Source organism: Psychrobacillus sp. FSL K6-1464, assembly GCF_038003145.1.
Classification (GTDB): domain Bacteria; phylum Bacillota; class Bacilli; order Bacillales_A; family Planococcaceae; genus Psychrobacillus; species Psychrobacillus psychrotolerans.
On the sequence record NZ_JBBOOP010000001.1, the window covers coordinates 355546 to 382498 of the forward strand.

Consider the following 26953-nt stretch of genomic DNA (forward strand, 5'->3'; position numbering starts at 1 on the left):
ATAAGTGCATCAAACACCAAATCTCTGTCTATATCCACACTTTCTGCACATTTCTTCAACTGCTTCTCTTCTAGTAAATCCATCATACAAATTATTTGCTCGTTCACTCTCAATAATATCAGAGAAAGAATTGTTATGAATATTACCTAAGTCAATCACACCTTCACCATCTAGACAGCATGGTACAACGGTTCCATCTACAAGAATAGCCGCTTGGTTTCGAAGAGCGTGGCAGAATCCTTTTCCATCATCCTCCGGTGCAAGTAAACTTGGCCATTGAAACTCATGATCCTGGTTCAAATATATATTATGTGCAATTTTGATGCCTTTGCCGGGTTGAACTTTTTCTTCAATTTTATAGTCTAAGTTATATTCTTTCTCAAGTATTTCCAACGTTTCGCGATTTCTACGTTGTGCAATTTCTGAAACCTGTTCTCTCTGTAAGTTCCATAATCGGAAGGAAATAATGATATTATGTTCCTTGGCTTCTCGAACAAAATCTAGAATATCACCTAAATATTTTTCTCGATTTTCGGATCCCTCATGACCATCGAAACTATGTAAAGAGAAATTGATTTGACGAAGTGCTGGTTTACCTAATAGTTTATGTCGATTTTTATTGATAAGCGTACCATTGGTTGTAATATTAACTCTAAATCCCTTGGCATGGCTAGCTTCTAATAACTGATCGACTCTTGGATGTAAAAGTGGCTCTCCTTTAACATGAAGGTAAATATATTTTGTATGTGGTCGTATCTGATCTAATGTTTTATTAAATGCATCTAGTTTAAGGATATTCTTTGCTCTACTTGTCGGTGGACAGAAACTACAAGCAAGATTACAAACACTCGTAATTTCAATATACATTTTTTTGAAGGTTTTCAAGGTATGTTCTCCATTTCATTTCTGTTTACTTTCATTTTATCAGAATATCCCCTTTTGTTAATGTCTTTAAGCATAATAAAAACCCTCAAATGGCAACTTGACCATTTAAGGGTAAAAATCATAAATCTATAATTTCATCGTATCCGACCATTCTATCCATATGACTAGCAATCATAGCTATAATAGTACTGGCTTCGTCCTTCTTAAAAGTGAAGGTGCTTTCGTCCTCAAGGACGTCATCGTCTGTCCAAAGCCTATTTACTCTTCGAAGAACACCATCGCCATTAGCGTTATCTACCCCGAACTGATAGGTAACTTCAACGTTATCTTCAATTAGAAAAGCGGTAACCTCAGGAGTTTCCCATTCTACATCGATTTCCTCAATAGTAATTTCATCATCCTCGTCATCACTATCATCATCCAAATAAACTAACTCACTATCACTATCGTGTGTAAGAAACTCGTGAAAGCTTTCATGAACAGCTTCTATAATATCCGTAATATCGTGCAATATAATTCTGGTAGGTTGAAGAAGTTCGACATCGAAGCTTTCTACATAGAACTCTTCGTTATATGGATCAAACAGAATGGTACAAAAATAATCTCGATCATCATCTTCAGTACTAACAAAAAATTCAATTCTTGGATGCTTAGAAGCACGATTAATATTCATATGCCCAATTTGGTCATACTCCTCACAAATCGAATTTAAGTGATCCTGTAGCTCCTCTGTTACTCTGTCAAACCATTCTGTAGTAATAGTCATTACCGCCCTTCTTCTTTTATTCCTATTTATCTTGTCCTAAATGGACAAGATTATTCCATTCATTATAAGAAAAGTTAGTGGAGTAAAATTTTAGAGAGGTATGCGACAAATGAAAGAACATTAGAAATCCTTAATGAAAGTTCTACGAAGATTAAAGGAAATATTGGATATTCTGTAAGATCAAATTGTCATTTGAAGGACCTTTTCTTCAAGAGCGAGTATAGCACATCAAGGCTTTTCATCATTTAGCTGTTGGTATGAATTAAACATCTACTAATAAGTTTGTATAATGTTTGTATAATTGTTTTAAATAAACTTTGACATTTATTGTTTTTTTATGTTAAATAGTAACTAGGCCATGACGTGATTCCTAAGTTCTATAAAAGAGCAAATTATAGACTGTAAGATAAAATTCTTGCTCCTTTAGAATGAGGAAAACTTTTTGTGGATGAACGGATTGTATTGAAATCGTTAATAACTGATAAACAAAGAATATTCTACAAGTGTTGATAGAAATAGATAAAGTAAATGGGATGGGGCATAGACGAATATGATAACAGTAAATAATAATGTGACGGACGAGCTTGTAATGAATGCGATTAAAAATAATCTAGCTATTATTAGGTTTGATATGAATAGGAAGGTTGCATATGTCAATGATCTGTTTGCGCAAACCTTAGATTATACAATAGAAGAACTGTATGAGAAGAGTCATGAAGAGTTTTGTTTTCCAGCTTTTGCGAAGAGCACCGATTACGAAAAGTTTTGGAGGAATCTGTTATCAGGAAAAAGTTTTCAGGACAAAGTGGAGAGAATGGATGCTTCAGGAAATCGTGTTTGGTTAGAAGCTACTTATATGCCTGTCTTTGCAGAAGGAACTAGAAGAAAAGTCATTGGAGTTTTAAAAATAGCAACCGATATTACTAACCGACAAAATTCAATTGTACAAGTTGCAGATGACTTGAAACAAATGTCAGCGGAGTTATTCAATCGCTCGGAAGTTGGTATAACAAGAAGTGAAGAATTAGGAGATACGATCAAGCGAATTGCCGCGGATTCTCAAGGGAATCTAGATAACTTGGTAGGATTACATAACCAGACTGATTCAATAAAAGGAATTGTTAAGACGATTCGACAAATTGCTTCGCAAACTAATCTATTGGCGTTGAATGCTGCTATTGAAGCTGCAAGAGCAGGGGAATTTGGCCGAGGGTTTGAAGTAGTAGCAAAGGAAGTAAGAAAACTCTCCGTTCAAGTAGAGCAATCTATTTCAGAAGTAAAAGAAAATATTGAAGGGATTGTACGAGAAATCGAACAAGTGACTGAGAATATCACACGTGTATCTGATAACGTAGAAAAAACGCATCAGCAAATTCATTTAGCTATACAAGATTTTGCTGAAATTTCTTCGTCTGCTGAGGCTCTTGATGACCGTGCACATAAATTCCAGGAGCTCATTTAAAGTCAAGATCTCCAACTCCTGAAGCCTTTAGCGATATTTAACTGCATATGTACTTTGTTCCCCATGCAGTTAACGAAGGATAGGAAAAAGCCTGGAAGTGCTCCTCCAAGCTTTTTTTGAGTTTTAACAAAATTACCTATGATTTACCTACCTCTGAATAATTTTAGAAATATAGGAGACGATAAATTATGTGTGAAATAACAAGGAGGAATTGAAGTGACTAATAACAATAAACCTAACCCAGATGACCGATCAGATAATGCGAAAAAACTGAAAAAAATGGTGAAGAATACAATTGAAAATATGGAGGCTGCCGAAGAGACAATGGAACACACCATTGGAAATAATCAGGAAGCCATCCGGGAGAAGAATGAGCGTCGAAAAGAAAGTATCGAAGGTTTCCGAAAAGAAATATTAGATGAAGCAGAAAATAGAAATAAATAATAAAAGAAGACCTATTGATCAAATGATCAATAGGTCTTCTGCAATTCAAGAAGCGGGTGAAGAGAATCGAACTCTCATCATCAGCTTGGAAGGCTGAGGTTTTACCACTAAACTACACCCGCATAATATGGTGGCTCAGGACGGAATCGAACCGCCGACACAAGGATTTTCAGTCCTTTGCTCTACCGACTGAGCTACTGAGCCAACTTCGATTGTGCTAAGCTGCGAATCTCTTTGTCAGCTTCATTCGTTCAGTTAGTCACGTACTTTAGTACGCTCCTTCCATCACTCAATCGCTTCCTCGACCTTCTTGCTTATCACCAATCTCAAAATAAAAAAATGGCGGTCCCGACCGGGATCGAACCGGCGATCTCCTGCGTGACAGGCAGGCATGTTAACCGCTACACCACGGGACCATTTGGTTGCGGGGACAGGATTTGAACCTGCGACCTTCGGGTTATGAGCCCGACGAGCTACCACTGCTCCACCCCGCGACAATAAAAAATTACAACTACCAACAATAAAATAAAAATGGAGGAGGAAGAGGGATTCGAACCCCCGCGCGGTATGACCCGCCTGTCGGTTTTCAAGACCGATCCCTTCAGCCGAACTTGGGTATTCCTCCGTGATTAACAATTGACTGGATAAGTTCCGAATCATTTGCGACTTTTATATTATATAGCATTATTAACTAGAAAGGCAATAGTTTTTTATGAAAAAAATAAATTAGTTTCTAAAACAGTAGATTTTCTAGGTTATTTTTTCAATTAGATTTCAAAAACATCGCGTGTCTAAAGGATTGTTAAGTCAATTTCTCTTTATTTAGAAACTTAATCATACACTTCTACTTTTGGGACATCCTAAGGAAAAGTATTCTGAGGTGATGGAAATGATTATAGAAAAGTCATCGGAATGGGCAGAGGGCTTGACTAAGCGATTAGAAGGTATTGAACCGTGGGATAATTGGACATTTTATAATATGAGCTATCGTATTGCGCAAAATAACTTAATCACGGAGTTCACAGGACTTCAATCTCCGAAGTATTTAACTAATTTAAAGCCACTTGAACATCAATTGAAGGTTGCAGAAACAGTTATTGAAAGAATGAATGGAAAAGCGATTTTGGCTGATGAGGTGGGACTTGGTAAAACCATAGAAGCTGGCTTGATATTGAAAGAGTATTTAGTTCGCGGGCTAGTAAAGAAGGCTTTAATATTGGCTCCCGCTTCACTTATCAATCAATGGGTGGAGGAGCTGCATTATAAGTTTTATATACCTGCTGTAGCTTATAAGAAAAATACTCCTTTAGAACATTGTGAAGTTGTTGTTCTGAGTATGGATACCGCCAAAAAAAGTCCTCATAGAGAACTTATCTTTGCACAGGATTATGACATGATCATTATTGATGAAGCACATAAGTTAAAAAACCACAAAACTAAAATCTACGAGTTTGTGCAAAGTTTAAAGAAGAAATTTTGCTTATTGTTAACTGCTACTCCTGTTCAAAATGATGTGTTTGAACTATTTAATCTTATTTCACTATTAAAACCTGGACACCTAGGAAATTATGAGACGTTTCAATCAGCGTTCTCTGCAAGCAAGCATGATTTAGAGCATGATGACTACCTGAAAGAGCTGGTAAACCAAGTGATGGTCCGAAACCGAAGACAAGACACGGGGATAGAATGGACGAATCGTCAAGTGAATATTATTCCCATACAGTTTACAGCGGAAGAAAAAGAAGTGTATGAACTAATCTTAGACTTGAAGAATATTTCTCCTGTTTTTTCAGGAGCTTTTTCGATGATTACACTACAGAAGGAAATGTGTAGCAGCAAGGAGGCGACATTCCTTACATTAAATAAAATGCGGCAAAATTGTACAAGTTTAGAGGAAAATAATTCTGTAGAAAATGTTATGCAAAAGTTAATGGCATTAGATATAAACTCAAAAGCAGAGAAAGCATTTGAGATAGTATCTAAAGCTCAGGATAAAGTAATTATTTTTACGGAATATAAAGCAAGTCAAGCATACTTGCAGTGGTTTTTACACACAAAAGGTATTACAAGCGTGCTTTTTAATGGGAAATTCAATAAAAATAAACGAGATTATATGAAGCATTTATTCAAGGAACACGCGCAAGTATTAATAGCAACGGAATCAGGTGGAGAGGGGATAAACCTCCAGTTTTGTCACCATGTGATAAATTATGATCTACCATGGAATCCAATGAAATTGGAACAACGTATTGGGCGTGTACACCGGCTAGGGCAAGAACATGATGTTCATATTTACAATTTAGCTATTGATAACACGATTGAGATAGATATATTGCAACTACTTTACAAAAAAATTGATGTTTTCGAAAAGGTCGTAGGTGATTTAGATGATATATTGTCCGCTTTCAAACAGACGATTTAAACGGGGACATGTAAAGGAGGATATATATGTACCCACAACAGGTTCAGCAATATTTACGAACTTTTTTCTCGGAAAATAATTGTCAGTTTGTAAATGATACGGATCATTATCTCACGGTTCAGCTGACAATAGATATGGATAAACGCATTATGAATAGGCCTTACTATTGGCAATATGTAGAAACTACTGGTGGAGTACCTTGTCCGGCACAGCTTACATTAATAACGGATCAAACAAAATTGACTGAGAATATTAAGGGCGAGTTAGTGCATTTTGGATCACCGCGTTTGAGTCAACTTTTTCAAGTGACGCATGATATGGGTTCTTTTATCCAAATGTTTGAGCAGGTAGAGGGAACCATTAACCGACCAATACTTACTCCATGGCTAGGAGTGAATTATAAAGTATCCTATTACAGCAATCAAACAAAAGAATTACTTCATTCCCTTGGTATTAACTTGATGAATGGCAATATAATATCCAACTTTCATACTTCTTTAAACGAGATGAATATTGCTCCTTCTATGCCACCAAATGCCTTTTTACTACCTTATGTTATTAAACCAAATCGCGGTTTAGAGCGTTTAGATGATGTAGTTGAAAATGCGATTCAGCAGGACGACCATTCGTGGGCTGAGCAAGCGAAAAAAAGATGGCAACGAGATATGCGGGTGTTAGAATTCTTCTATGAAGGTGTGGAGGTAAGACCTGAGAGCTACGAGATGGAAAAAACAGCACTGGAACAACAGTATGAAGCGCGGATAAAGATCGAAGTTATAAACGGAGGTATCTTTTATTTAAAATAGCCTTCCTGTAAAAGTCCATAATATCACCGAGAAAAGAGAGGCTGGACATGATGTTAGTCACGTCTAGCCTCTCAAAAAATTATCGGTATTAATAGAGCCAAACGTCTGTTCATAACACTTCACTTCAAACCGATAGAAACAGATTTTGAAATTACTGAACCGAATGTCTTATTGTTCGGTTTATTATTTCTTTTGAACAGTTATTGTCCATGCGGCATCGCCAACCTGTTCATAGTTAGTAACGTTATGCCCTTCTTCCGCAGCCCAACGAGGAATTGTATCTGTAGCTTGTGTACAATCAAATTCTATTACTAGTTCATCTCCTGAGCTTAACTCTGCGATTGCTTCTTTTGCTTCTACTAAAGGGAAGGGACAAACCATTCCCATGACACCTAATACTTTTTTCATGTATGACACTCCTTCTTTATGCTGTTGTTATGCTTGTTTGAACAGTGGCTTTACTTTTCTTTTCCTTTCTCCCACGAATGAAGACGAAGTAAACAGCTGTCCATGTACCAAGAATCATGAAGATCAATGCGATCCAACCCTGCCAGGTCATTAGAGCCGTCATAACCAACCCGTTCCCAATGGAACAACCACCTGCCAAGCTTGCTCCAAATCCCATTAAGTTACCGCCAGTAAAACTAGTTAATCCTGTTTTTACATCAGGCATTCTAAAGCGGAACTCATTGCTTGCTTTAGCGGCAACAAATGATCCTACCAAAATACCAAGAACTAAAAATACTCCCCAATTAATGAATGCCAAATCTCCTGTAGTTAAATATTGTAGGATATTTGCAGAAGGAGTAGTAATGCCTAAACCTGCGATTCGCCCAGTTGCTGAGCTTAATGGCCAAGCGAGAATTGCAATAAGTCCAACTAATAATGCAGTCAAAAATGGATGCCAGCGCTTTTCAAATAAAATGTGTGCCAACCCTGTTTTTTTCGGTTTAAGTGTTGGGATAACTACTTTTGGTTTTGTAACTTCTTTATAAATAATCCAACCTACCACAGCTAGTAATAGTGCAATTAAAAACCAAACGTTTATTCCGAGAGTATCTGCCATAGAATTCGATGGTAATTGAGGCTGTTGGATTTTTTGATTTAACGGACTGAGTGGACCTGTTTTCATAATTGTGCTCATAAGTATATAACCAGCTAATGCAATCCAACTGCCTATTAAACCTTCTCCAGCACGGTACCAAGTTCCAGTAGCGCAACCACCGGCTAGCACAATACCGATACCAAATATAAATGATCCCAAAATAATTGCAAATAACGGTAAAGTACCTGTGCTAATTTGAATGACTTCAAGTGCGACAAGTGTATAAACACCTACACTTTGTACTGCAATGGCAATTAGTAAAGCATAGAACATACGATTGTCTTTCGTTAAATACATATCACGAAAGCCACCAGTCAAACAAAATCTTCCTCGTTGCATAACAAACCCTAACAAAGCACCGCACAACAAACCAGTAATAATCATTTGTACCAAATAAATACCCTCCCTTTAAATCCGACTAAACTAATAGGGTTATAATATATTATTCTATTATTGATTTCAATAGTAATTTTGGAGGAGAAAATTATTTTCATAGATAAAGTGAAGAATTTTGATGATGCAAATGAAAATTAATAAGATAGAAGAGGGCTATTTAGTTTAACTCGAGTATTACGTAGAATCTCTCATAAAAAAACTCCCGAAATTGAGATTTCAGGAGACTGTAAATTACTCTTTTTAATACAGCATAGATTAATTTTATAGAAACTATATCTTGATTATTTATCGTTCTTACATTCTTAATTTATTCATATAGAGTATCTTCTATTGAGCCATCTTCCTCATAAATAGTAAGAATACCGTTTTGATCATTTACATATGGTTTTGCTTTTTGAAGTAATTTTGCTTTCGTTTTCTCCACAATAATAGAACGTTTACCGTCTGCTTTCCTCAAAACCCAGTCGGTTTCACGCGAAATAACTTCGTATGTAACACGTTCCTCTTCATCGCCGTGGATGGCTTTTCTTGCCTGAGAAGTAGCGATAGAAATTGCTCGTCCCTCCTCATAATTATCTTCTAACAAGGCATTGGCGATCTCAATAGCTTTCTCTCTTACATCGGTTTCTAAATTTTTCATAGAATCGGGATAATCGTCTTTATTCCATGGCATTTTTAACGCCTCCTTAGCATTCGTTTTCCCGTTTCTTAAGGACTGAAACGTATTTGAATCATCAAATGCATTTTTGGACAGGCTAGGATATGAAAGGAGGGAGGAAGTTGAGATTTCAAGCTATCTCTAAAATACACATTAGCCTATTTGTTATTGTTCTTGTCGTTTTAATATGGTCAGCTATTAAACCATTCGATTATATAGACTGGATAGCGGAAGTAAGCCCAGGTGTGATTGCTATAATTTTACTGGCCATAACTTATAGGAAGTTTCGATTTACCACGCTTTCTTACTTCATCATAGCCTTTTTATGTATTCTTACATTTATAGGGGGGCATTTTACATATTCTGAGGTTCCGTTGTTTAATTGGGTGAAGGACGAATTTGACTTAAAGCGAAACAATTACGATCGTATGGGGCACTTTTTTAAAGGTTTTGCTGCAATCGTAGTGAGAGAATTATTCATACGCCTTAGCCCGTTAACAAAAGGTGCTTGGTTATTTGTATGCACGACCAGTATTATTTTATCCATTGCAGCTTTATACGAAATTATTGAATGGTTGAGTACGAAACTTACAAAAGGAAGTAAGGCTGCTAAAGACTTTCTAGGTATGCAAGGAGATAAGTGGGATGCTCAGTGGGATATGAGTTTAGCTTTAGCTGGTTGCCTATTAGCTTTGCTCATCTTATCAAAATGGCATGATCGGATATTAAAGAAGTAATATTACAATTGTTGCATTTTGTCGAATGCTGTCACTTAAATGATATTTCTTCCTAATGAGAATGCAATGGTTCTGTCATATATAGGTGGTATGATGAATCTCGTTAGTGAAAAGGAGGAAATTCATTTTATGAAAAAACACATTATTGCACTAACCGCAATTGTAACACTATCAGTAGGAACGGCAGGTCAAGCGTCTGCATCAAGCGTTCATACGGTAGAAAAAGGTGATACACTTTGGTCTATTTCTCAAGCGGAGAATGTAAGTGTACAAGATTTACAAACATGGAACGATCTCAATTCAACAGTTATATATCCATCTCAACAATTAAAAGTGGAGGAAGCTGTGCAAACGTATGTTGTGGTTACAGGTGATACATTATTTAATATAGCTGAAAAATATAATATGACTGTAAATCAATTAATGACAAACAATCAGTTAACTAGTGATTTAATCAAACCGGGAGATAAATTAGTACTAGATGGAGCAAAGGTGATACAACCTAAGGTAAGTGCAGCTACGACGACAACTTCTGTTACTTCTAATGCTCCAACTTCAGAGACTAAAACACCGTCTTCTGTTGAGAAAGAGTTAACGATGACAGCAACAGCTTATACTGCGTCATGTGCTGGTTGCTCGGGAATCACAGCTACTGGTATTAACTTAAAAGCTAATCCAAACCAAAAAGTTATTTCTGTCGACCCAACTGTAATTCCATTAGGTTCAAAAGTATGGGTAGAGGGCTATGGAGAAGCGATAGCTGGTGATACTGGCGGAGCCATCAAAGGAAATAAAATAGATATTTTCATCCCAACGAAACAAGAAGCACTAAATTGGGGACGTAAAACAGTGAAGGTAAAAGTTCTAAATTAATTTGTTTTAATGGAGAGACCTAATGGAGTTAATTCTACTAGGTCTCTTTGGCTTTGTGGGAAATCAGGTTTACAGAGTTCTATCGTTAGTATTCCACTCTACACTATGTGAAAAACTTCATTAGTAAAAATATAAAGTGTACCCAGATAATTTACTAATGAAGTTATTCTCTACAAATTTGAATTCCAGCATAATGTTGAAGTTAGGCTGGGAAATCAACTAAGGAAATTCTACGGCAGTCTGCAACTACCAAACCCCCGTCTTCTTCTCTAAAGTAAGCAAGGTGAGTGTCTTCTTCTAGGTTGATAAAACGAAAAACATCTTCATTAAAACCGTCTACAACAATCTCATTTACTCGATAGTTTGGAGGTGAAGTAGCTAATAAACCACAAATACCATCTCTATTATTATTCAAATATATTCACCTCCATCTAAAAGGACTTCCCCTCTCACAAGAGGGGATATTATATTTTATGTATTGTTATAATCTATCGATAGGTTAATATCTCGTTAAGAGAGATTTAATCATTGGAAACAGAAACTATGTAGCGAAGAAATCTATTTTACAGTAAAAATGGTCGGACATGACGTAAGTCACGACCAACCATTATATAGGATAAGTACGTAAGAGATTTTTAAATTTTATTTTTAATCCCAATGAATTGCTTCTATTTTTTCAAGATCAAAAGAGATCGTTTCTATGCCATTTGAAAAAAAAGCGATACCTGTTTTTTTATTGATTGAAATTAGTTTTTCTACTGCGATTGGCACACCCCCAACAATAATTTGTTTAAGAGGATAATCTGGTGGAAGCTTAGATAACAATATACCTAAGTTACCCTTTATATCTAGTAGTCTCTCTATGGAATCCTTTACATCTGATAGAACTTCAATCTGTTGAGTATCTACTTCTTTAATACTTTCCAGGCTAACTTTAACTTTTTCAAGTTGTCGATCTTGATTGTCTGATAACTGCAGTAAAAAACCTTGCTGTCTATTTAAGCTATCTTGTAGATAATTATATATATCGTCCTGCTGTGTTATTTGATGTTTAATTTCCTCAAATATTAATTCATCCATCTCCTCAGAAAGCTCCAGTTTCTCATTTACCTGATTATTAAAATGGTTTTGCTCTTTAAATTGACTTGAAAAAAGCTGATACTGATTGTTTTGAGTTTCAGATAAATTATTTAGAATTTCTTTTTGTTTATTAAATTGCTCGTTTATTTGTTTTACCATTTCTTCCAGATGAGTTGGAGATGTTAACTGTTCTTCTTTAGCAGAATATATTTTATGCAAAAGGTTCTGTTCTTCCAAATTTTTCGATACTATAGTAAAAAACCGCTTTTGTTCTGTTAGCACACTTTGAATGATTTCCAATTGCGTATCTGTCTTACTTCCATGTTGATGTAGTTGACCTTTAATATCTTCTAAAGAACCGTTTTGTTTAATAGCAAAATTGTTAAGAAAATTTCTTTGCCTATTCACACTTACTTGTAGTTTTGTTAGTGCTCTCTCGAAATTGTTTGTTTTCTCGTTATTTACTTCGTTAAGTTCAGAATGGTTATTTAAAAGTACATTGATGGATTGAAGTGATTGCCCTAGGTTTTGTAATTGGTACTTGGATTCTTTTGAAGTTTGCGCAAAATTGAACAGTATCTTTTTGATATTGCCATAATCATATCTGTGATTAGTATTTAACTTATTAAGGACTGTGCTTTGATCACGTAATTCGCGTAAAATGGTTTTACTCGATTGGTCCAACTGTGAAATAGATTTCATTAAACGACGATTTACGACTATTTGTTCTTCTAGAAATTCTGCATTGTGATTGGTATAAAAATGTTTTTGGCTGTTACTCTTTGCCAAGGCATCAGAAACTAAATGGACCTTCGATTCTTTCACTTCTTCATACTCCTTTATACAGAAAGTCATTATGCCTTATTTTATGAACATTATTGTTATATGTGATGAATTAGGTTGTGTTGGTATAAACATATAAAAGGTGGTAATTGAATGTTGTATGCAGGTATTCCATCTCTTTCAGTTCCTATGGTGAGAATAATCACCGTAACTGGCAGGGGGGTAAAAGAGGTTGCACCAAACTATGCTCAACTCCAAATAGAAGTAAGAACGCAAGGGAAAGAGGTACAACAAACCCAGGCAGAAAATGCCCAAGTGATGAATCGGGTAATACAATCCTTATTGGCGTTAAATATTCCAAGGGAAAACATACAAACAGCAGCTTTTAATATCTTTCCGCAATATGATTTTATAGACGGAAAACAGGTATTCAGAGGTTATGAGGTGACGAATGCTATTACAGTAAAACTAGAGGATCTTGAAAAAGTGGGTAGTGTAATCGATACTGCGGTGGCAAATGGGGCGAATAGTGTATCGTCTATTCAGTTTGGTTTAGATAACCCAGAGGTTGTTTACCAACAGGCGCTTCAGAAAGCACTTCAACATGCTCAAGTTAATGCTCAAACAATTGCTCAGACGATGAAGCTCACATTATATCCACAACCAATTTCTATCGTGGAGGAGCACCAGCAAAATGGGCCAGAACTGTATAAAACACTCTCGATAGCTAGTTCGCAGATGGGAACACCTATTGAGCAAGGAGAAATTTCTGTAAGTGCAACCGTTACTGTCAAATTTCAGTATTAATAAATGAAAGACCAAAAATCCCCGTATGTTAGTTTATACACGGGGATTTTTGGTCGTACTAAATATTAAATTTGGAAACCCTAATTTGTAAGTCCTCGGCAAGATTTGCTAGAGAGACAGCTGCTGCTGTTACTTCTTCCATTGAGGCTAGCTGCTCTTCTGAAGCCGCAGCAACAGAAGATGAACTATCAAATGTTTCACTTGCTACTGTAGACATATTATTAGCATGGTTAGCAACATCTTTAACAATTATATGAATGTTATTTGTGATGGATGATATATCTCCAACTTGTTCTTTTACTAGTTCTACCGATGTCAGGATATCATGGAACGTTACTTCCGTGTGATGGGCAATTGTAAGCCCAGAGTCAACTTTTTCCTTTACTCCATTAATGGATGTTACTGTTTTCTTTGTCTCACTTTCAATTTCGGTAGCAATTTCGGAAATATCAGAGACCGATTTTCTCGTTTGTTCGGACAGTTTCCTCACTTCATCTGCAACTACTGCAAAGCCTTTACCCGCTTCACCAGCACGTGCTGCTTCAATGGCTGCATTTAGAGCAAGCAAATTCGTTTGGTCCGCGATGTCTGTAATAAGTTTGAGGATGTGCACAATTTCTTTAGAACGGTCATTGAGTGTGACAAGCGCCTGATCTGTTTCTAATACAGCATCATTTATTAATCTCATCTGTGCTACTGTATCTTGAACGAATGCAGAACCTTGCAAGGTTTTCTCATTAGTTGCAATCGTTATTTTCATTGTATCTTTTGCTTTTTCCGCAATTTGAGTAATTGCATTTGCGCTTTCCTCTGCAGAGCGAGCAGATTCTTTTGCCATATTTGTTTGATGCTCTGCTCCTTCAGAAACTTGTTGGATAGAAGAGGATATCAATTCAGTACCCTTCATCGTCTCATCTGCACTTGCCATTAGTTCTTCTGCAGAAGCGGCTACTTGATTGGAGCTATCAGAGACGTGCGTAATGACTTCTCTTAAATTCATAGTCATTTGTTCAAAGGACTTTTGCAGTGTTGCCACTTCATCTCGAGTTTTTACTTGTACAATATCGACAGCAAGATTCCCGTTGGCAATTTCCTCTGCATTCTTAGTAATGTCACGGATTGGCCGAACAATTCTATTGGTAAAGATAATCACCAAAGTGATACTACTAACTAACAACAGCACTACTAAAATAATGGAAATAGAAATAATACCATCAATTTTGGTTTGCAAATTGCTCTGCATAATCGAATATTCTGTAGTAATATTTCTTTTTAATTGAATAACGTCATTTATAAGTCCTTTTGTACGCGTTGATTGTCGCTTAATCTCGGCAAGGTTTTGTTCCGTAATTGCTTGATTGGAATAACTTAATATTTCTTCATACTTTTTAGAGATATTAGTATTCAATTGTTTCTGTTCCGATGTTGTTAGGGAAGATGATAGTTCATCATTGATCGATTGAGTAGAAGCTAAATCGACCTCTATATCATTTTTATTGCTTTCTGATATATTTAGCGAGTATACACTTAACGATTTTTGTAAGCTTTTTGCTGAACTATTTAACTCTTCGACTTTCACTAAAGCTTTTACAATTTCTTCTGTCGACGATTTTAATGCCGATAGTTGAATTATGTTATAGCCGATAATACAGGCAGATAGTAGCAACGGGATAATAGATATCATTAATATCTTCTGTTTAAGCTTCATATTCTAGTCACCTTATTTCTATTGTAGTATTGTTATAGAACCATTTGCGATATCTTCTTGTAGTTTAGCTATCCGATTTTTCTCAGCGGCCGATAATTCGATTACACGAATAGGTGCAATACTTACACCATTTTCCTTTATGCCTAGTATTTGATTTTTCTCAGATATTTTACCGTCTTCGACTAGTTCTTGTATGGTATTGAAAATAGCAATGTCCACTTGTTTTAGCATAGAAGAGACAATCGAATTCTCCGCCAAGTAAAACTGATCGCTGTCTACTCCAAATGTATAGATGCCTAAGCGTTCAGATTCCTTTATAACGCCAACTCCTGTGAAGCCTGCAGCAGGGTAGATATAGTCAGCTTTGGCTGAAATCATTTCTTTTGCAATGCTTTCACCCAATTTATCATTGCCGAAGTCATTCGCGTATTCGGATAACACTACTGCCTCTGGATTTTCAGATTTTACACCTGCTGTAAAGCCTTTTTCAAATTTATGGATGAGCGGAACATCCTCACCTCCAACAAATCCAACAACATTACTTGTTGTTTTCATACCAGCTATTGCTCCTAACAAAAACGAGGCTTCCTCTTCTTTAAATGTTACGTTGTTGACATTGGGTAGGTCTGATTGAGCATCTATTAGTAAAAATGATGTTTCTGGATATTTCTTTGCAATCATTTCAAGGTCTTCTTGGACGGAAAATCCAAGGCCAATAATTAGATCGTTACCAGATTTCACTAGCTGCTCTAGTCCTTTTGCATATGTCTCTGTTTCTTGGATTTCTTTATACTCAAATGAGATATTCAGCTCATCCCGTGCTTTTTCTAAGCCTGCAAAACCTAAATCAGAGAATGATTGATCTCCAAGTCCTGCATTCGAAAGCATAATCCCAATTTTTAATTGCTGATTCTCTAAAGTGGGTTCCTTCTCCGTGCATCCCGTAATAATTAATAAAGAGATAAATATTAATGAAATAATAAGACCTTTGTTCATACAGACACTCCTAATGATAAATAATTGATATTCTTGACTAATATCGTCTCATAATCAAGATACTTAAGCTGTTTTATGTACATTAATAATTCAGAAATTTAGGTAGAACAATAAAAAAAGAGCCATTTGGCTCCTTTTTTGAGAAAGTATAAATTTGGTTTTATTGTTGATTCCAAACAACAAGCTTTGTCTCTGTCATTTCCTGAATTGCATATTTTATGCCCTCTTTACCAGTACCGCTATCTTTCACACCACCATATGGCATTTGGTCGACACGGTAGGTAGGGATATCATTAATCATGACACCCCCAACTTGTAGCTCTTTGGAGGCTTTAAAAGCAGTCGAAATATCATTTGTGAAAATACCAGCCTGAAGGCCAAAGTTGGAATTGTTAATAGCATCAATACCCTCATCTATAGAAGAGATGCGGTTTACTAAAACGATTGGAGCAAAAACTTCTTGGCAAGACACCTTAGAGTCTGCACCCACATTAGTTAAAATTGTAGGCAAGAAAATACCATTTTCTATCATGCCTCCAGAAATAACCTTAGATCCTTGTTCCACTGCTTCTTGTACCCAACTTAGCGCTCGTTCTTGTTCGTCCGGGTGAATCATAGCAGAAATATCTGTTGACTCATCCTCTGGATTTCCAATTACCAACTTGTTCGTTAAAGTAGAAAATTGCTCGATAAATTCATCGTATACTTCATCCATTACATATGTGCGTTGTAAAGAAATACAAACCTGACCTTGGTTAGAGAATGCACCCATCACACATTTTGGAACAATTTGGGCTAAGTCTACATTTTTGTCGATTATCAATCCGGAATTAGAGCCTAGTTCAAGTGCTACTTTCTTCAATCCTGCTCTATCCCGAATCCCTTTTCCGACTGCAGGACTACCAGTAAAAGTAATCATTTTTACTTTATCACTTTTTATTAGGGCATCTCCAATTGTTTTTCCGCTACCTGTCACTACATTAAAGGCACCCTTTGGCAATGCTGTTTGATCGATTAACTCCGCTAAAAAGAGTGCAGAAAGGGGAGTCTGTGAGGCAGGTTTCAGAACAATTGTATTACCCGCAGCAATGGCAGGACCGACTTTATGTGCCACTAAATTTTGAGGGAAATTAAATGGTGTAATCGCACCAACTACTCCAATTGGCTGCTCAATAGTATAGCCAAAACGGTTCGCTCCATTTTGAGCAGCATCCATAGGAATCATTTCTCCAGTTAGTCGCTTAGCTTCCTCAGCGGCAAATTTATAAGTTTCGATAGTTCGGTCAATTTCCCCTAAAGCATACTTAATTGGTTTTGAAGCCTCTAAGGAAATAATTTCCGCAGCCTTTTGACGATGATCAATAAACAATTGTGCAATATGCTCTAAAATTGCAGCTCGGTCATATGCAGTTAATGCAGTCATTTGTTTTCTTGCTTCATCTGCTATGTCAATTGCTATATCTACTTCCTGCTGAGTTGCTTGTGGAATCTGTGCTATTACTTCCTTCGTGTGAGGAGAGTGAAGCTCCTTATATTTATTTGAAGATACCCATTTACCATTCACATAATATTGCTTTTTCATCGAATCATCCTTTCAAAATTCTACTTTCTGTAGTTAATCCTTATAGATCTCATGATTCTAACTATAACTTTACTATACCCATTTATAACAGTCATAAAAAAAGCTTGATGGATATCCATCAAGCGGTAACTAATATTATTATTAATCGTCAAAACGATCGTCGTCATTATCAAGCTCCGACTCTAGAATTTCTCCAGAGCTAGCATCGATTGTAAACTCTGCATTTTCTTTATCAGTACGAAGTTCTAATTCATATTCATATCGACCATCATCAGAATCTAAACCGATTTCTACTAATGTACCTTCGAATTGTTTTTGAGCAATTTCAATTGCTTCAGTTTCTGTAATAAGTTTAGTATTTGCTGTTATATTATGCTGAACATCGTCGGCATCATCTTGGTTGTCGTTATCTTCTCTTACATTTAAGACCTTTGCGTTATAGGCATCTATTCGTACTTCGATTTCTTTTGACTTTTCTCCATTTATATCTACTTCATAAAATGTTTTTCCATTATTTTTTTCAAGATCTATACTTTCAATTGTGCCTTTAGCTTCGTTCAGTGCTACTTCTTTAGCTTTTTCGAAACCTATTAATTTTTCACTTTGCGTTTTACTAAGATTTAGATTGTCGTCATCTGCCAAAGCATTAATCCCAATTCCACCACTAATTATAAGTACAGCTGCTAATGAACCAATTACTAATTTTTTCATTTTATTGTCCTCCTATGTTTTGTTTGCCTTACATGTATTACTATATACAGCAAAAAAGAAAGGACGGGGAGCGGAAGGTTAAAATTTGGATAGAATTTAACATTATACTCATAAAAGGTTTGGATGAAATTCCGATTTCGCGAGTAATCACCAACATTCACTAAACTAAACATCTGCTGAACGACGGCATCGCAATAAAATAATTTTGTGTAGTAAATTTAACAAAAAAGAAAGGCTGGTAGCGGCTGTAGCCACACCAACCTTGTCTAACTAGTTCTCCCAATTTACGGATTTTACCTTACCCGTATATGCGTCGACTTCGACAACTGCTTCACGATCTTCTTCTTCTCCATTTTCAATCTCAACTTCTACTAAATAATAAGGTGGTTGACCAGTAGGTTGATGAAGTTCTGCATCATCATCGGCCATACCTTTTAAATGATCAGCAGCTATAGTAAGTGCTTCTTTCTCAGTGATCAGGATATTTTCAGTTGAGACAGGAGCTTCTACTGGAGCCTGCGAAGAATCTATTATGGCGCCATTATAGGGATCCACTTTTAGATTGAATTCAACATTTCCCTTGTGCACAACGACTTCATAGTAAGGATTCTTTTCATTTATAAAAAGTACGGATTGAATCTCACCTTGAATAGCAATTTTCTTTTTGATCTGCGCTTCCGTAAGTGTTTCAACAGCTAGGGGCACTTCCTCAGTAGCTATTTGTTTGAGGGAAAGAATAGTTCCATTGTTGGTATCCATGCTAATAGCATAAACTCCGTTTTCCATTTGCATGTCAATTTCATATTCGTTCTCCGATTTAGTCGTACGAATTATTTCGCCAGGGTATTTTGTAAGTGCTGCGGATTTCAATTCCTCTTCTGTAAGTGGCTTAGAAGAAAAAGGGGAAAGCCAAAGCACTCCAACTACTATCAAAATAATTAGCGTTACTCCTCCGATTATATAACCGTTCTTACTTATTTTCATCGTGTCTCACCTCATGGTTAAGTTTGTTGGCTATAGTATATAACGCAAAAGTAAGAATTTGGGGAGAGCAGCTATTTTTCTTTTGGCAGAAACAGCGTCACAGTTGTTCCTTGTTTTTCTTTACTGTTTATTTCAATTCGGGCACCGAGTGCATCAGTTATATCTTTTGCCATAGTTAAGCCGAGACCGGATCCACCTTGCTTACGACTTCGTGCCTGATCAACGCGATAAAATCGATCAAACACTTTAGGTAAATCCTCATAAGGAATGCCAACTCCTCTATCCTGAATTTGAATAGTCAAATCTTTATCTGTTTGACCTATACGAACAGTAATCTTACCATCACTGTATTTACGTGCATTGTCTAAGAAGATAAACAGTAATTGCTTTAGTTTTTGAATATCTGTGTAACCGACTGTTTGATGGTTACCTTCCATCTCTACTTCTCGCTGATAAGTAGTTTGGAACGTGGTTACTGTCTCTTGGACAAGCTGGGTAATATTAATCTGCTCTAATTGAATATTCCATGGCTCCTGCTTTGCTATCGACAATAGCTGTTCTGTCATTTCTCGCATTCGTATAGCTTCAGAGTGGATAGCATCAATGGATTCTTCAAATAAGTCAGGACGTTCTAAACCTCGACGCTTCAGTAAGTCTGCATAATTTTCGATAATAGTTAGGGGAGTCCGAAGTTCATGAGATGCATTGGAGACAAATTGCTCCTGCTTTTCGTAGTTCGTTTGGAGCAACTCCATCATGTGATTGAACGTTTTACCCATCTCGACTAGCTCACCTTCGTTAGTATCCTCTAACTTCAGTTGCTGAAATTGGCCACTTTTTTGAATTTCCTTCATTGTGTTAATCATTGTACGGATAGGTTGAATAATTAAATTGCTTAAAATTCGGCTAGAAATAAGGGTCGGTACAATTGCGATAACTGTAACAACGATTAAAATAATAGCTAAGAGGTGGATCATCTCATTAGTAGCAGCTATGCTTGTTGTCACTTGTATATTCACGACGGACCCGTCAATCCAAACAATAGGTACTGATACGAAAACATACGGTGAACTCTCATACGTTATCAACTTACTAACTTCTCCTGTGTAAAAGCTACTTACCCGCGCACCTAGTTTTTCTTCAGTAGGGGAGGTGAATTTACCATCACTTGTTAAATCCTCTTTTAACAATTGAATCATTCCGTCTACGGGTACGTTAGCGCGTAAAAGCTCTCTCGGCGCAATACGGTCAACTGCACCTCTAATATCGGTGACGACCCTTTCAACCTCGGCGTGCGTACGCTCGAGTTCATTTTCTTTTATCAAATGACTGAACACAAAATAGATAGAAGTGTTCATAATTAGGAGCAGCACGATAAATAATACCGACGTGTATAAGTTTATTTTATTGCGTAGCTTCATGTGGCTTCCTTCAGGACATATCCTACGCCTCTAACTGTATGAATGAGTGAAGCATCAAAATCTGCATCGATTTTTTTACGCAAATATCGGATATAAACGTCGACGATTTTTGTATCACCATAATAGTCATAGCCCCAGACAGCCTCTAGAATTTGTCCACGTTCTAACACTTGTCTTTGGTTTTTCAATAAATATAGAAGTAAATCATATTCCTTTGGTGTCAAACTGACGTTTAAATCATTTCTAATAACTTCCCTTGTTTTATCATTTAATCGTAGATCACTAACTTGAAGCCACTCTTCATCAAGCGGACTTGAAGCGGGTGTTGCTTGGCTCATCCTAAGCACAGCACGTATTCTAGCAAGTAATTCTTCCATTCTAAAAGGTTTTGTTATGTAGTCACTGGCACCAAGGTCAAGACCGGAAACCTTGTCCTCAATAGAGTCCTTGGCCGTCAATAATATTATTGGGACAGATGAATTTTTCCCTCGAATGCGTCGAAGTAATTCAATTCCGCTCATACCTGGCAACATTATATCTAATAATATCAAATCCCATTTTTGGGAAAGGAACATTTCAAAAGCTTCAATTCCATCCAATGCCTTACCTGTTTCATAGCCTTCATATTCTAATTCAATTTCGAGTAGCCTAACAATTTTTTCTTCATCTTCTACAATTAGAATAGATTCTTTAGACAAAATAATCCCACCTTTCGAATCTTTATGTAATCCCATTATATCAATAATGGTTGACTAGTGAGAACGTAAGGGATTGCGCATCCTTAAACTAGAAATATGAATAGCTTTTCACTTTTTATCTTTATCGTTGCTTAAAGGTTTACTTGGTGTAATAGGTGGTTGGATTCAATCACCTGAAGGTTTTTTATGGTTTATTTTCTCACCATTGGCTTTTGCCATCAGCGTTCCATGGAGGGAAGCAGTGCAAGCAGGTTCATATATAGGTCAAAAACTTAAATAATTTGTGCCTATTCATCATTTGTACTTATGTAAATATAAGATCTCAACTATCTATAAACAGTTTAGACCCAAAGTTTAAGGGAATAATTAGTTAAGAATAAGTCTATGGAAAGTGAGGAGAATTATTTTGCAAATGTCTTATGAAGAGTGCATCAAGGCATGCCAGGATTGTTTAGAGGCATGTAATAATTGTTTTCAAGCCTGCCTAGGCGAAGATCACGTACAAATGATGGTGGATTGTATTAAGCTAGATCGTGAATGTGCGGATATTTGCAGTTATGCTGTTCAGGCAATGACTCGTAATAGCCCATTCGTCCAGGAGATTTGTGCTCTATGTGCTAAAATTTGTGAGGATTGTGCAGAAGAGTGTGCAAAACACGACCATGAACATTGTAAACGCTGTGCAGAGGCTTGCCGAACATGTGCTGAAGCTTGTCGTCAAATGACTGCATAAACATAGTTATTCGAACCCTTCCGCTTCAAGCGGAGGGGTTTTTATATGTATAAGTTTTAATCAGGTCCAATAGGGAAAAGATGAGGAGGAAAGTTCTAGAAGAGAGGATGATTGGTCATGAATAATAGTTTTCCACGTGAAGAAGGAATGGACCACAGTCTGAGTTTGTTAAGAGAAGGATATATGTACATTCCAAATAGAAAGAAAAGTTTCGCTTCCAACATATTTGAAACACGATTATTGGGACAAAGTGCAATTTGTATGAGTGGAGAAAAAGCAGCAGAATTATTTTATGATGAAGAAAAATTTATGAGAAATGGTGTAGCACCGAAACGTTTGCAAAAGACACTGTTTGGCGAAGAAGGGGTACAAACATTAGATGATGAAACACATCGACATCGTAAGTCGATGTTTATGTCATTGATGACAAAGGGCCGCCTTGAAGTATTACATGAGATTACTGAAGTGCAATGGCAACTTGCTGCAAAGAAATGGGAGCAAATGGAACAGATCATCTTATATGATGAGGCAAAAGAAATCATGTGTAGAGTAGCATGTGAATGGGGAGGAGTCTCGATTAAAGAAGAGGAATTTAAAGAAAAAGCGGAGCAGCTAGCTGCCTTATTTGAATCTCCAACCGCTCTTGGCCCTCAGCATTGGAAGGGAAGACATGCCCGTAAACAGATAGAACAGTGGTTAGGTGGGTTAGTTAAACAAGTTCGCGATGGAAGTCTTACTCCGCCCGAAGGTACTGCTCTACGTGAAATCTCTTTGCACAAAGACTTAGAAGGTAAATGGTTAGATGAAAAAGTTGCTGCTGTTGAGGTAGCAAACATATTAAGGCCAATTGTGGCAATTGCCATTTATATTAACTTTACTGCATTAGCAATTCACCATTACCCAGAACAAAAAGAAAAACTGGAAACAGCAGGTGCTCAGTATTTTCAAATGTTTGTTCAAGAAGTAAGACGTTTTTATCCGTTCTTTCCGATGGCTGCAGCTAAAGTTAGAAAAGACTTTGTTTGGGAAGGGTATTCATTTAAGGAAGGAACATTGACGTTACTTGACTTGTATGGAACAAATCATGATGCAGAACTGTGGGAAAATCCAGATTTATTTAATCCCTATCGGTTTTCTGGATGGGATAAAAGCCCATTCGATTTTATACCGCAAGGTGGGGGAGATTATATGATGGGGCACCGTTGTGCTGGGGAATTTGTGACTATTGAAATAATGGAAGTATCCCTAAATTATTTAGTTAATCACCTAACTTACCAACTTCCAGATCAAGATTTGAGTTATAGCCTAGTTAGTATGCCTAGTATCCCGAAAAGCGGGATTATCATGAAAAGTGTTCGAGTAAAATGAAGTAATCGCGCTCTATAAAAAACGGGCTAACAAACACTCGTTCTTAAACCTAATTTTATATTTTCGAGAATGCTCTGGACATACTTATTTCCATAGTAATCCTCTTAGGAACAGGTAAAAAGATACTATGTTATAAAAAAATCCCGAGTGTTAAATATACACTCGGGAACCAATGGAAGATTACTGAAAATATTAGCTCAAACCAAATTCATTAATTAGTGATGCTAATCCGCCTTGGAATCCGCTTCCAATTGCATTGAATTTCCACTCATTATTGTGGCGATATATTTCTCCTACAACAAGTGCTGTTTCAATTGAAAAGTCTTCACCTAGGTCATAGCGAACAATTTCTTCGTTCGTATCTTCATTGACAATTCGTATAAAAGCGTTTGAAACTTGGCCGAAATTTTGTTTGCGTTGGTCTGCATCATGAATAGTTACAGTAAAAACGACTTTTTGCACAATACTAGGAACAAGTGGTAGTTTAACTAGTAGTTGCTCATCGTCCCCGTCCCCGTCCCCAGTACGGTTATCCCCAGTGTGGATAACTGAACCTTCTTCACTTTGGAGGTTATTATAAAAGATAAAGCTTTTTTCGTTAAAGGCTTTACCATTTCCGTCTACGATAAACGCGGAAGCATCTAAGTCGAAATCCTCTCCACCACTATATCTATTCGTATCCCAGCCTAGTCCAACTAAGACATTCGTTAATCCTGGATTCGTTTTCGTTAAATCAATTTTTTGTCCCTTTGAAAGGTTAATAACTGACATTTTGTTTCCCCCTCATCCAATTTTAAAGTTATTTTCTTTGTCCGTTTTCATACTTCTTTTGTAATTCTTCTAGGCGAAGACGACCTTCTTCTCTCATTTTACGATTTTCTTCTTCGATTGCTTTAGTTTCGTTCATCCCACGCATAATAGTATCCCATGTTTGCTCAATTGTTTCGATTTTAATACTAGGCTGCCCGGACATTCTAGCGATATCCACACTTTGCTTGGATATATCATTAGCATTACGAAGTAACATTTCATTTGTTCTACGATCTAGCTCACTCATAGATTGGGCCACTAGATTTTGTCTTTTCGCAGAAATGGCATTAATAAGTCCTGTTTTAAAAATTGGAATAGTTGTTACGAATGCTGAATTTATCTTGCCGATCAACTTCGTATTGCCTCGCTGAAGCATTCTAATCTGTGGTGCTGATTGATAGGAGACCTGTTTAGCCATTTCCAAATCATAAATACGTTGATCTAGAAGTTCAATTGCATTTTGCAAAGAATTCAGTTCCATTAATACTAGCTGATCACCATTTTCAGCTTTTTGCTGTAGGTTAGGTACGAGCTGTCTTAATTGGTTTACTTTTAATTCTCCAGCTACAATATATTTTTCCAATTCCATAAAATAGTTGAAATTTTTGTCGTACAAGTCCTCTAGTGTTACAGTAGATTTTTTCATTTCTGTCTCATACTTCGTTATCTCCACAAATACCTTATCGATTTCGCCGCCCATTGTTTGATACTTGTTGAATAGCTTTTCAATTATTTTCTCGCCTTGTTTAAAGATTTTACCGAAAAGAGAGGGCTTTTGAACAAAATCTTTTTTGTCGAACTTATCCATAATTTTGCCGAGTTGTTTTAAAAGTTCACTAGATTCTTCCATACTACTAGACTTAATCGTGCTTAAAATTTGTCCTGTAAATTTGGAGATTTCATCTGCCGGCTCACGACCGAATTCTAATAGTCCAATCTGATTTTTAGGGTCTATTTTTGCAACAAGCTGTAATACTTGTGGGTCACGTTTCAACTTGGCTTTTAAATCATTACTTTCTTCCATCATTTGTTCTTGTTGTTCAATTTCTAACTTTTGTAATTCCATATTTTTTCCCCCTATTTCTATAGAAACTTCTTGAAAATTTTATGAACTACACTTGGCTCCTTAAAAGGATCGTTAAAACTTCGGTCGTCCATCCAGTGTATATCAAAGGTACCTTCCTGAACCCATTTTTCGATATCAAGATGTCCTTTCGGATTTACGATAATAATATCTAGCCCTAAATGATGCATCATACATAAGGCGTTGGCGTCAGATCTGGAAAGTTCAGGACCTTTCTCCTCATTGTAGATGAATATAGTAGGCACAAATTGAGGATAATCGAATGTTTGTAATAGGCGGATAACAAAATCAGGTAGTACCATGGATTGAGCAAAAGCATATAATTGCAAGTCTTCCGTTGTTTCATTGGACTGTCGATTAAGTATTGGTTCGTTCACATGTTTGGCGATAGTCTCTCCAATGGCGGTTTGCGTGCCAAGTGGAAGTTTGTCGTATGTCCACCAATTGGCAGCTTTCATTTTCTCAGGATCTAACATACCATCTGCTTTTAATGCATCTCGGTAATGGAAAAGCTGATTGGTTTTTTGTTCCTTCGTGAAAGGGAACTGACGAATAACATGCGTATCATCTCGTTCTGTTAACGAGTGAACATTATTCCAAAAACGTTTTCTATTTTTGTCTATTCCTAATAGTTTCGCGAAAACTACAGGAATTGTAACTTGTTGGTTACTAACCTGAAAATGGGGACGAATCATTGCTCTTTCTTTAGATATTAAGAAAGCTTCATCTTCAGTTGTTTTCAAACGGATAGAATTGATGGAATACGATTTGAACTGGAATGGCTTGTAAAGACCCGAATCATCATGATGTAATAGTTCGTTAATCTCTTGAGTTGCTTTAAATGCAACAGTCCCTGCAATTTTTGGCATCTCTTCTGGCAATAGTTTAACATCTTGAGAAACCTTTGGAAAACGATAACTTAGGTCATCCTCAATGGAGAGTAAGGTTTTTGGCCAAGGCTCGTTAGTTGGGTTGAAAATAACCACATGGAATCCAAAGTCAGCTAAATATGTAAGAAACCATTTTTCACTAGGGGTTGCAGTACCATACCAAAGAAAAGCTGGCATCCCCTGTACGAAATCTATTTCTTTTAGTGCAGGCTCTACATGATTGGATATCCATTTCACAAGATCTGTAGTTATCCGACGATATTCATGATGGAGAGTACCTTCTGTGTAGCTTTTTTGTAACTTTTTCAATAAATCAATTAAAACTGTTTTAATTCGTCTATTTAAACCAGGATCTTTCGAATCTGGTAGTAAAGAATAACCATCCAGAAAGGCAACCATACGATTGGGGGAGAGTCCTTTTTCTTTTTTGTGCAAGTCAAATAACTGATTGAGGGATCTTAACTTCTCGGCAGAAATTTTTTTGTTAAGTGCACCAGTCAAAATTCTTAGCTTTCCTAAGGAATCATTGACTTGTGTATGCAGAATCGAGAAATATTCATCTTCATCTAGGGACATACCAATATATTGGCAAACTAGTTGAGGATACGTTAAGTTTTCTCCGTCCACTGTTACTTGCGAAGAGTCTCCTAAAGAATCTTTCAACCATCCTCCTATATTAGATGAATCCCACGACTTCATCCTAATGGGATTTAAATTAACCATGGGCTTTCCCTCCTATTCATA

27 protein-coding genes and 5 tRNA genes are annotated in these 26953 nt (G+C 36.6%); 10 read left to right on the forward strand and 22 right to left on the reverse strand.

Translation table 11 applies throughout. The features are described from left to right. Positions 1 to 9 precede the first annotated feature (9 nt). Positions 10 to 885 carry a radical SAM/SPASM domain-containing protein gene (locus MKX39_RS01780; protein ID WP_093536226.1) on the reverse strand — a complete coding sequence of 292 codons (876 nt, stop codon included), beginning with the start codon at positions 883 to 885 and terminating at the stop codon, positions 10 to 12. A 118-nt stretch (positions 886 to 1003) separates the two neighbouring features. Further along, entirely contained in the window at positions 1004 to 1645 is a 642-nt protein-coding gene (locus MKX39_RS01785) for a hypothetical protein (protein ID WP_340764352.1), read from the reverse strand. A gap of 556 nt (positions 1646 to 2201) precedes the next feature. Here MKX39_RS01785 and MKX39_RS01790 point away from each other — a divergent pair. Together MKX39_RS01790 and tlp are read left to right on the forward strand one after the other, a co-directional pair. Beyond that, positions 2202 to 3113, forward strand: a complete 912-nt coding sequence (locus tag MKX39_RS01790) for a methyl-accepting chemotaxis protein (RefSeq protein ID WP_093536224.1) — start codon at positions 2202 to 2204, stop codon at positions 3111 to 3113. Between the two features lie 216 nt (positions 3114 to 3329). Then, positions 3330 to 3557, forward strand: a complete 228-nt coding sequence (gene tlp / locus MKX39_RS01795; RefSeq protein ID WP_340768044.1) for a small acid-soluble spore protein Tlp — start codon at positions 3330 to 3332, stop codon at positions 3555 to 3557. Between the two features lie 51 nt (positions 3558 to 3608). Here tlp and MKX39_RS01800 read toward each other — a convergent pair. The 5 genes from MKX39_RS01800 to MKX39_RS01820 form a co-directional block, all read right to left on the reverse strand. Beyond that, a tRNA-Gly gene (locus MKX39_RS01800) sits at positions 3609 to 3679 on the reverse strand. 6 nt (positions 3680 to 3685) lie between these two features. After that, positions 3686 to 3761, reverse strand: a tRNA-Phe gene (locus MKX39_RS01805). A gap of 136 nt (positions 3762 to 3897) precedes the next feature. Then, positions 3898 to 3973: transfer RNA gene (locus tag MKX39_RS01810), tRNA-Asp, on the reverse strand. A gap of 3 nt (positions 3974 to 3976) precedes the next feature. Beyond that, a tRNA-Met gene (locus tag MKX39_RS01815) sits at positions 3977 to 4051 on the reverse strand. A 38-nt stretch (positions 4052 to 4089) separates the two neighbouring features. After that, a tRNA-Ser gene (locus tag MKX39_RS01820) sits at positions 4090 to 4182 on the reverse strand. A 258-nt stretch (positions 4183 to 4440) separates the two neighbouring features. Between MKX39_RS01820 and MKX39_RS01825 the strand changes: the two genes are divergently transcribed. Continuing rightward, complete coding sequence (locus tag MKX39_RS01825) at positions 4441 to 5979, forward strand: DEAD/DEAH box helicase (RefSeq protein ID WP_411748340.1); 1539 nt, start codon at positions 4441 to 4443, stop codon at positions 5977 to 5979. 26 nt (positions 5980 to 6005) lie between these two features. Continuing rightward, the gene (locus MKX39_RS01830) at positions 6006 to 6785 is read left to right on the forward strand and encodes a YqhG family protein (RefSeq protein WP_340768045.1); all 780 of its coding nucleotides are present in this window, start codon (positions 6006 to 6008) and stop codon (positions 6783 to 6785) included. 183 nt (positions 6786 to 6968) lie between these two features. On the opposite strand, the gene MKX39_RS01835 is transcribed toward MKX39_RS01830, so the two are convergent. The 3 genes from MKX39_RS01835 to MKX39_RS01845 form a co-directional block, all read right to left on the reverse strand. Next, complete coding sequence (locus MKX39_RS01835) at positions 6969 to 7193, reverse strand: sulfurtransferase TusA family protein (protein WP_093536219.1); 225 nt, start codon at positions 7191 to 7193, stop codon at positions 6969 to 6971. 16 nt (positions 7194 to 7209) lie between these two features. Further along, complete coding sequence (locus MKX39_RS01840) at positions 7210 to 8274, reverse strand: YeeE/YedE family protein (protein ID WP_340771308.1); 1065 nt, start codon at positions 8272 to 8274, stop codon at positions 7210 to 7212. A gap of 319 nt (positions 8275 to 8593) precedes the next feature. Continuing rightward, a complete protein-coding gene (locus MKX39_RS01845; RefSeq protein ID WP_340768047.1) occupies positions 8594 to 8959 on the reverse strand; it encodes a hypothetical protein in 366 nt (121 codons plus the stop codon). Positions 8960 to 9066: 107 nt separating this feature from the next. On the opposite strand from MKX39_RS01845, the gene MKX39_RS01850 reads away from it, so the two are divergent. Both MKX39_RS01850 and MKX39_RS01855 read left to right on the forward strand, forming a co-directional pair. Continuing rightward, complete coding sequence (locus MKX39_RS01850; RefSeq protein WP_445678014.1) at positions 9067 to 9681, forward strand: DUF2238 domain-containing protein; 615 nt, start codon at positions 9067 to 9069, stop codon at positions 9679 to 9681. Positions 9682 to 9810: 129 nt separating this feature from the next. Further along, a complete protein-coding gene (locus MKX39_RS01855; protein WP_340768050.1) occupies positions 9811 to 10554 on the forward strand; it encodes a LysM peptidoglycan-binding and 3D domain-containing protein in 744 nt (247 codons plus the stop codon). Positions 10555 to 10756: 202 nt separating this feature from the next. Here the strand turns inward: MKX39_RS01855 and MKX39_RS01860 are convergent, their stop codons facing one another. Further along, positions 10757 to 10969, reverse strand: a complete 213-nt coding sequence (locus tag MKX39_RS01860) for a hypothetical protein (RefSeq protein ID WP_340768052.1) — start codon at positions 10967 to 10969, stop codon at positions 10757 to 10759. Positions 10970 to 11202: 233 nt separating this feature from the next. Then, the gene (locus tag MKX39_RS01865; protein ID WP_340768053.1) at positions 11203 to 12459 is read right to left on the reverse strand and encodes a hypothetical protein; all 1257 of its coding nucleotides are present in this window, start codon (positions 12457 to 12459) and stop codon (positions 11203 to 11205) included. 111 nt (positions 12460 to 12570) lie between these two features. Here MKX39_RS01865 and MKX39_RS01870 point away from each other — a divergent pair, with 111 nt between their 5' ends. Continuing rightward, on the forward strand, positions 12571 to 13224 hold the full coding sequence (locus MKX39_RS01870; RefSeq protein WP_340761292.1) for an SIMPL domain-containing protein: 654 nt from the start codon (positions 12571 to 12573) through the stop codon (positions 13222 to 13224). 58 nt (positions 13225 to 13282) lie between these two features. On the opposite strand, the gene MKX39_RS01875 is transcribed toward MKX39_RS01870, so the two are convergent. The 7 genes from MKX39_RS01875 to MKX39_RS01905 form a co-directional block, all read right to left on the reverse strand. Further along, a complete protein-coding gene (locus MKX39_RS01875) occupies positions 13283 to 14932 on the reverse strand; it encodes a methyl-accepting chemotaxis protein (protein ID WP_340761293.1) in 1650 nt (549 codons plus the stop codon). A gap of 18 nt (positions 14933 to 14950) precedes the next feature. Further along, positions 14951 to 15928 carry a BMP family lipoprotein gene (locus MKX39_RS01880; RefSeq protein ID WP_340761295.1) on the reverse strand — a complete coding sequence of 326 codons (978 nt, stop codon included), beginning with the start codon at positions 15926 to 15928 and terminating at the stop codon, positions 14951 to 14953. Positions 15929 to 16088: 160 nt separating this feature from the next. Then, entirely contained in the window at positions 16089 to 17510 is a 1422-nt protein-coding gene (locus MKX39_RS01885; protein WP_340768054.1) for an aldehyde dehydrogenase family protein, read from the reverse strand. Positions 17511 to 17651: 141 nt separating this feature from the next. After that, on the reverse strand, positions 17652 to 18221 hold the full coding sequence (locus MKX39_RS01890) for a PepSY domain-containing protein (protein ID WP_340768056.1): 570 nt from the start codon (positions 18219 to 18221) through the stop codon (positions 17652 to 17654). 270 nt (positions 18222 to 18491) lie between these two features. Further along, positions 18492 to 19205: a PepSY domain-containing protein gene (locus tag MKX39_RS01895; RefSeq protein WP_340768057.1), complete on the reverse strand. Its 714-nt coding sequence runs from the start codon at positions 19203 to 19205 to the stop codon at positions 18492 to 18494. Positions 19206 to 19276: 71 nt separating this feature from the next. Next, complete coding sequence (locus MKX39_RS01900; RefSeq protein ID WP_340768059.1) at positions 19277 to 20626, reverse strand: sensor histidine kinase; 1350 nt, start codon at positions 20624 to 20626, stop codon at positions 19277 to 19279. After that, entirely contained in the window at positions 20623 to 21324 is a 702-nt protein-coding gene (locus MKX39_RS01905; RefSeq protein ID WP_340761300.1) for a response regulator transcription factor, read from the reverse strand. The genes MKX39_RS01900 and MKX39_RS01905 overlap by 4 nt, the downstream gene beginning before the upstream one ends. A 127-nt stretch (positions 21325 to 21451) precedes the next feature. On the opposite strand from MKX39_RS01905, the gene MKX39_RS01910 reads away from it, so the two are divergent. From MKX39_RS01910 to MKX39_RS01920, 3 genes are all read left to right on the forward strand, one after another. Continuing rightward, complete coding sequence (locus MKX39_RS01910) at positions 21452 to 21604, forward strand: hypothetical protein (protein ID WP_340761301.1); 153 nt, start codon at positions 21452 to 21454, stop codon at positions 21602 to 21604. Between the two features lie 132 nt (positions 21605 to 21736). Continuing rightward, positions 21737 to 22057: a four-helix bundle copper-binding protein gene (locus tag MKX39_RS01915; RefSeq protein WP_445678041.1), complete on the forward strand. Its 321-nt coding sequence runs from the start codon at positions 21737 to 21739 to the stop codon at positions 22055 to 22057. Between the two features lie 117 nt (positions 22058 to 22174). Next, complete coding sequence (locus tag MKX39_RS01920; RefSeq protein ID WP_340768062.1) at positions 22175 to 23425, forward strand: cytochrome P450; 1251 nt, start codon at positions 22175 to 22177, stop codon at positions 23423 to 23425. Between the two features lie 192 nt (positions 23426 to 23617). Here MKX39_RS01920 and MKX39_RS01925 read toward each other — a convergent pair whose 3' ends face one another. Genes MKX39_RS01925 through MKX39_RS01935 form a run of 3 tightly spaced genes read right to left on the reverse strand, consistent with a single transcriptional unit; the run spans position 23618 to position 26932 of the window. Then, entirely contained in the window at positions 23618 to 24196 is a 579-nt protein-coding gene (locus tag MKX39_RS01925) for a TerD family protein (RefSeq protein WP_093536187.1), read from the reverse strand. Positions 24197 to 24224: 28 nt separating this feature from the next. Beyond that, positions 24225 to 25301, reverse strand: a complete 1077-nt coding sequence (locus tag MKX39_RS01930) for a toxic anion resistance protein (RefSeq protein WP_093536185.1) — start codon at positions 25299 to 25301, stop codon at positions 24225 to 24227. A 17-nt stretch (positions 25302 to 25318) separates the two neighbouring features. Further along, positions 25319 to 26932 (reverse strand): YceG family protein, encoded by a 1614-nt coding sequence (locus MKX39_RS01935; protein WP_340768064.1) that lies wholly within the window; start codon positions 26930 to 26932, stop codon positions 25319 to 25321. Positions 26933 to 26953: the final 21 nt, after the last annotated feature.

What these genes read in the sequence shown, in the direction of transcription:
- MKX39_RS01790 (WP_093536224.1), top strand. Translation starts at nt 2,202, where the DNA reads ATGATAACAGTAAATAATAATGTGACGGACGAGCTTGTAATGAATGCG.
- MKX39_RS01825 (WP_411748340.1), top strand. Translation starts at nt 4,441, where the DNA reads ATGGAAATGATTATAGAAAAGTCATCGGAATGGGCAGAGGGCTTGACT.
- MKX39_RS01830 (WP_340768045.1), top strand. Translation starts at nt 6,006, where the DNA reads ATGTACCCACAACAGGTTCAGCAATATTTACGAACTTTTTTCTCGGAA.
- MKX39_RS01835 (WP_093536219.1), bottom strand. Translation starts at nt 7,193, where the DNA reads ATGAAAAAAGTATTAGGTGTCATGGGAATGGTTTGTCCCTTCCCTTTA.
- MKX39_RS01840 (WP_340771308.1), bottom strand. Translation starts at nt 8,274, where the DNA reads ATGATTATTACTGGTTTGTTGTGCGGTGCTTTGTTAGGGTTTGTTATG.
- MKX39_RS01845 (WP_340768047.1), bottom strand. Translation starts at nt 8,959, where the DNA reads ATGCCATGGAATAAAGACGATTATCCCGATTCTATGAAAAATTTAGAA.
- MKX39_RS01855 (WP_340768050.1), top strand. Translation starts at nt 9,811, where the DNA reads ATGAAAAAACACATTATTGCACTAACCGCAATTGTAACACTATCAGTA.
- MKX39_RS01870 (WP_340761292.1), top strand. Translation starts at nt 12,571, where the DNA reads ATGTTGTATGCAGGTATTCCATCTCTTTCAGTTCCTATGGTGAGAATA.
- MKX39_RS01875 (WP_340761293.1), bottom strand. Translation starts at nt 14,932, where the DNA reads ATGAAGCTTAAACAGAAGATATTAATGATATCTATTATCCCGTTGCTA.
- MKX39_RS01880 (WP_340761295.1), bottom strand. Translation starts at nt 15,928, where the DNA reads ATGAACAAAGGTCTTATTATTTCATTAATATTTATCTCTTTATTAATT.
- MKX39_RS01885 (WP_340768054.1), bottom strand. Translation starts at nt 17,510, where the DNA reads ATGAAAAAGCAATATTATGTGAATGGTAAATGGGTATCTTCAAATAAA.
- MKX39_RS01890 (WP_340768056.1), bottom strand. Translation starts at nt 18,221, where the DNA reads ATGAAAAAATTAGTAATTGGTTCATTAGCAGCTGTACTTATAATTAGT.
- MKX39_RS01895 (WP_340768057.1), bottom strand. Translation starts at nt 19,205, where the DNA reads ATGAAAATAAGTAAGAACGGTTATATAATCGGAGGAGTAACGCTAATT.
- MKX39_RS01900 (WP_340768059.1), bottom strand. Translation starts at nt 20,626, where the DNA reads ATGAAGCTACGCAATAAAATAAACTTATACACGTCGGTATTATTTATC.
- MKX39_RS01915 (WP_445678041.1), top strand. Translation starts at nt 21,737, where the DNA reads ATGTCTTATGAAGAGTGCATCAAGGCATGCCAGGATTGTTTAGAGGCA.
- MKX39_RS01920 (WP_340768062.1), top strand. Translation starts at nt 22,175, where the DNA reads ATGAATAATAGTTTTCCACGTGAAGAAGGAATGGACCACAGTCTGAGT.
- MKX39_RS01925 (WP_093536187.1), bottom strand. Translation starts at nt 24,196, where the DNA reads ATGTCAGTTATTAACCTTTCAAAGGGACAAAAAATTGATTTAACGAAA.
- MKX39_RS01930 (WP_093536185.1), bottom strand. Translation starts at nt 25,301, where the DNA reads ATGGAATTACAAAAGTTAGAAATTGAACAACAAGAACAAATGATGGAA.
- MKX39_RS01935 (WP_340768064.1), bottom strand. Translation starts at nt 26,932, where the DNA reads ATGGTTAATTTAAATCCCATTAGGATGAAGTCGTGGGATTCATCTAAT.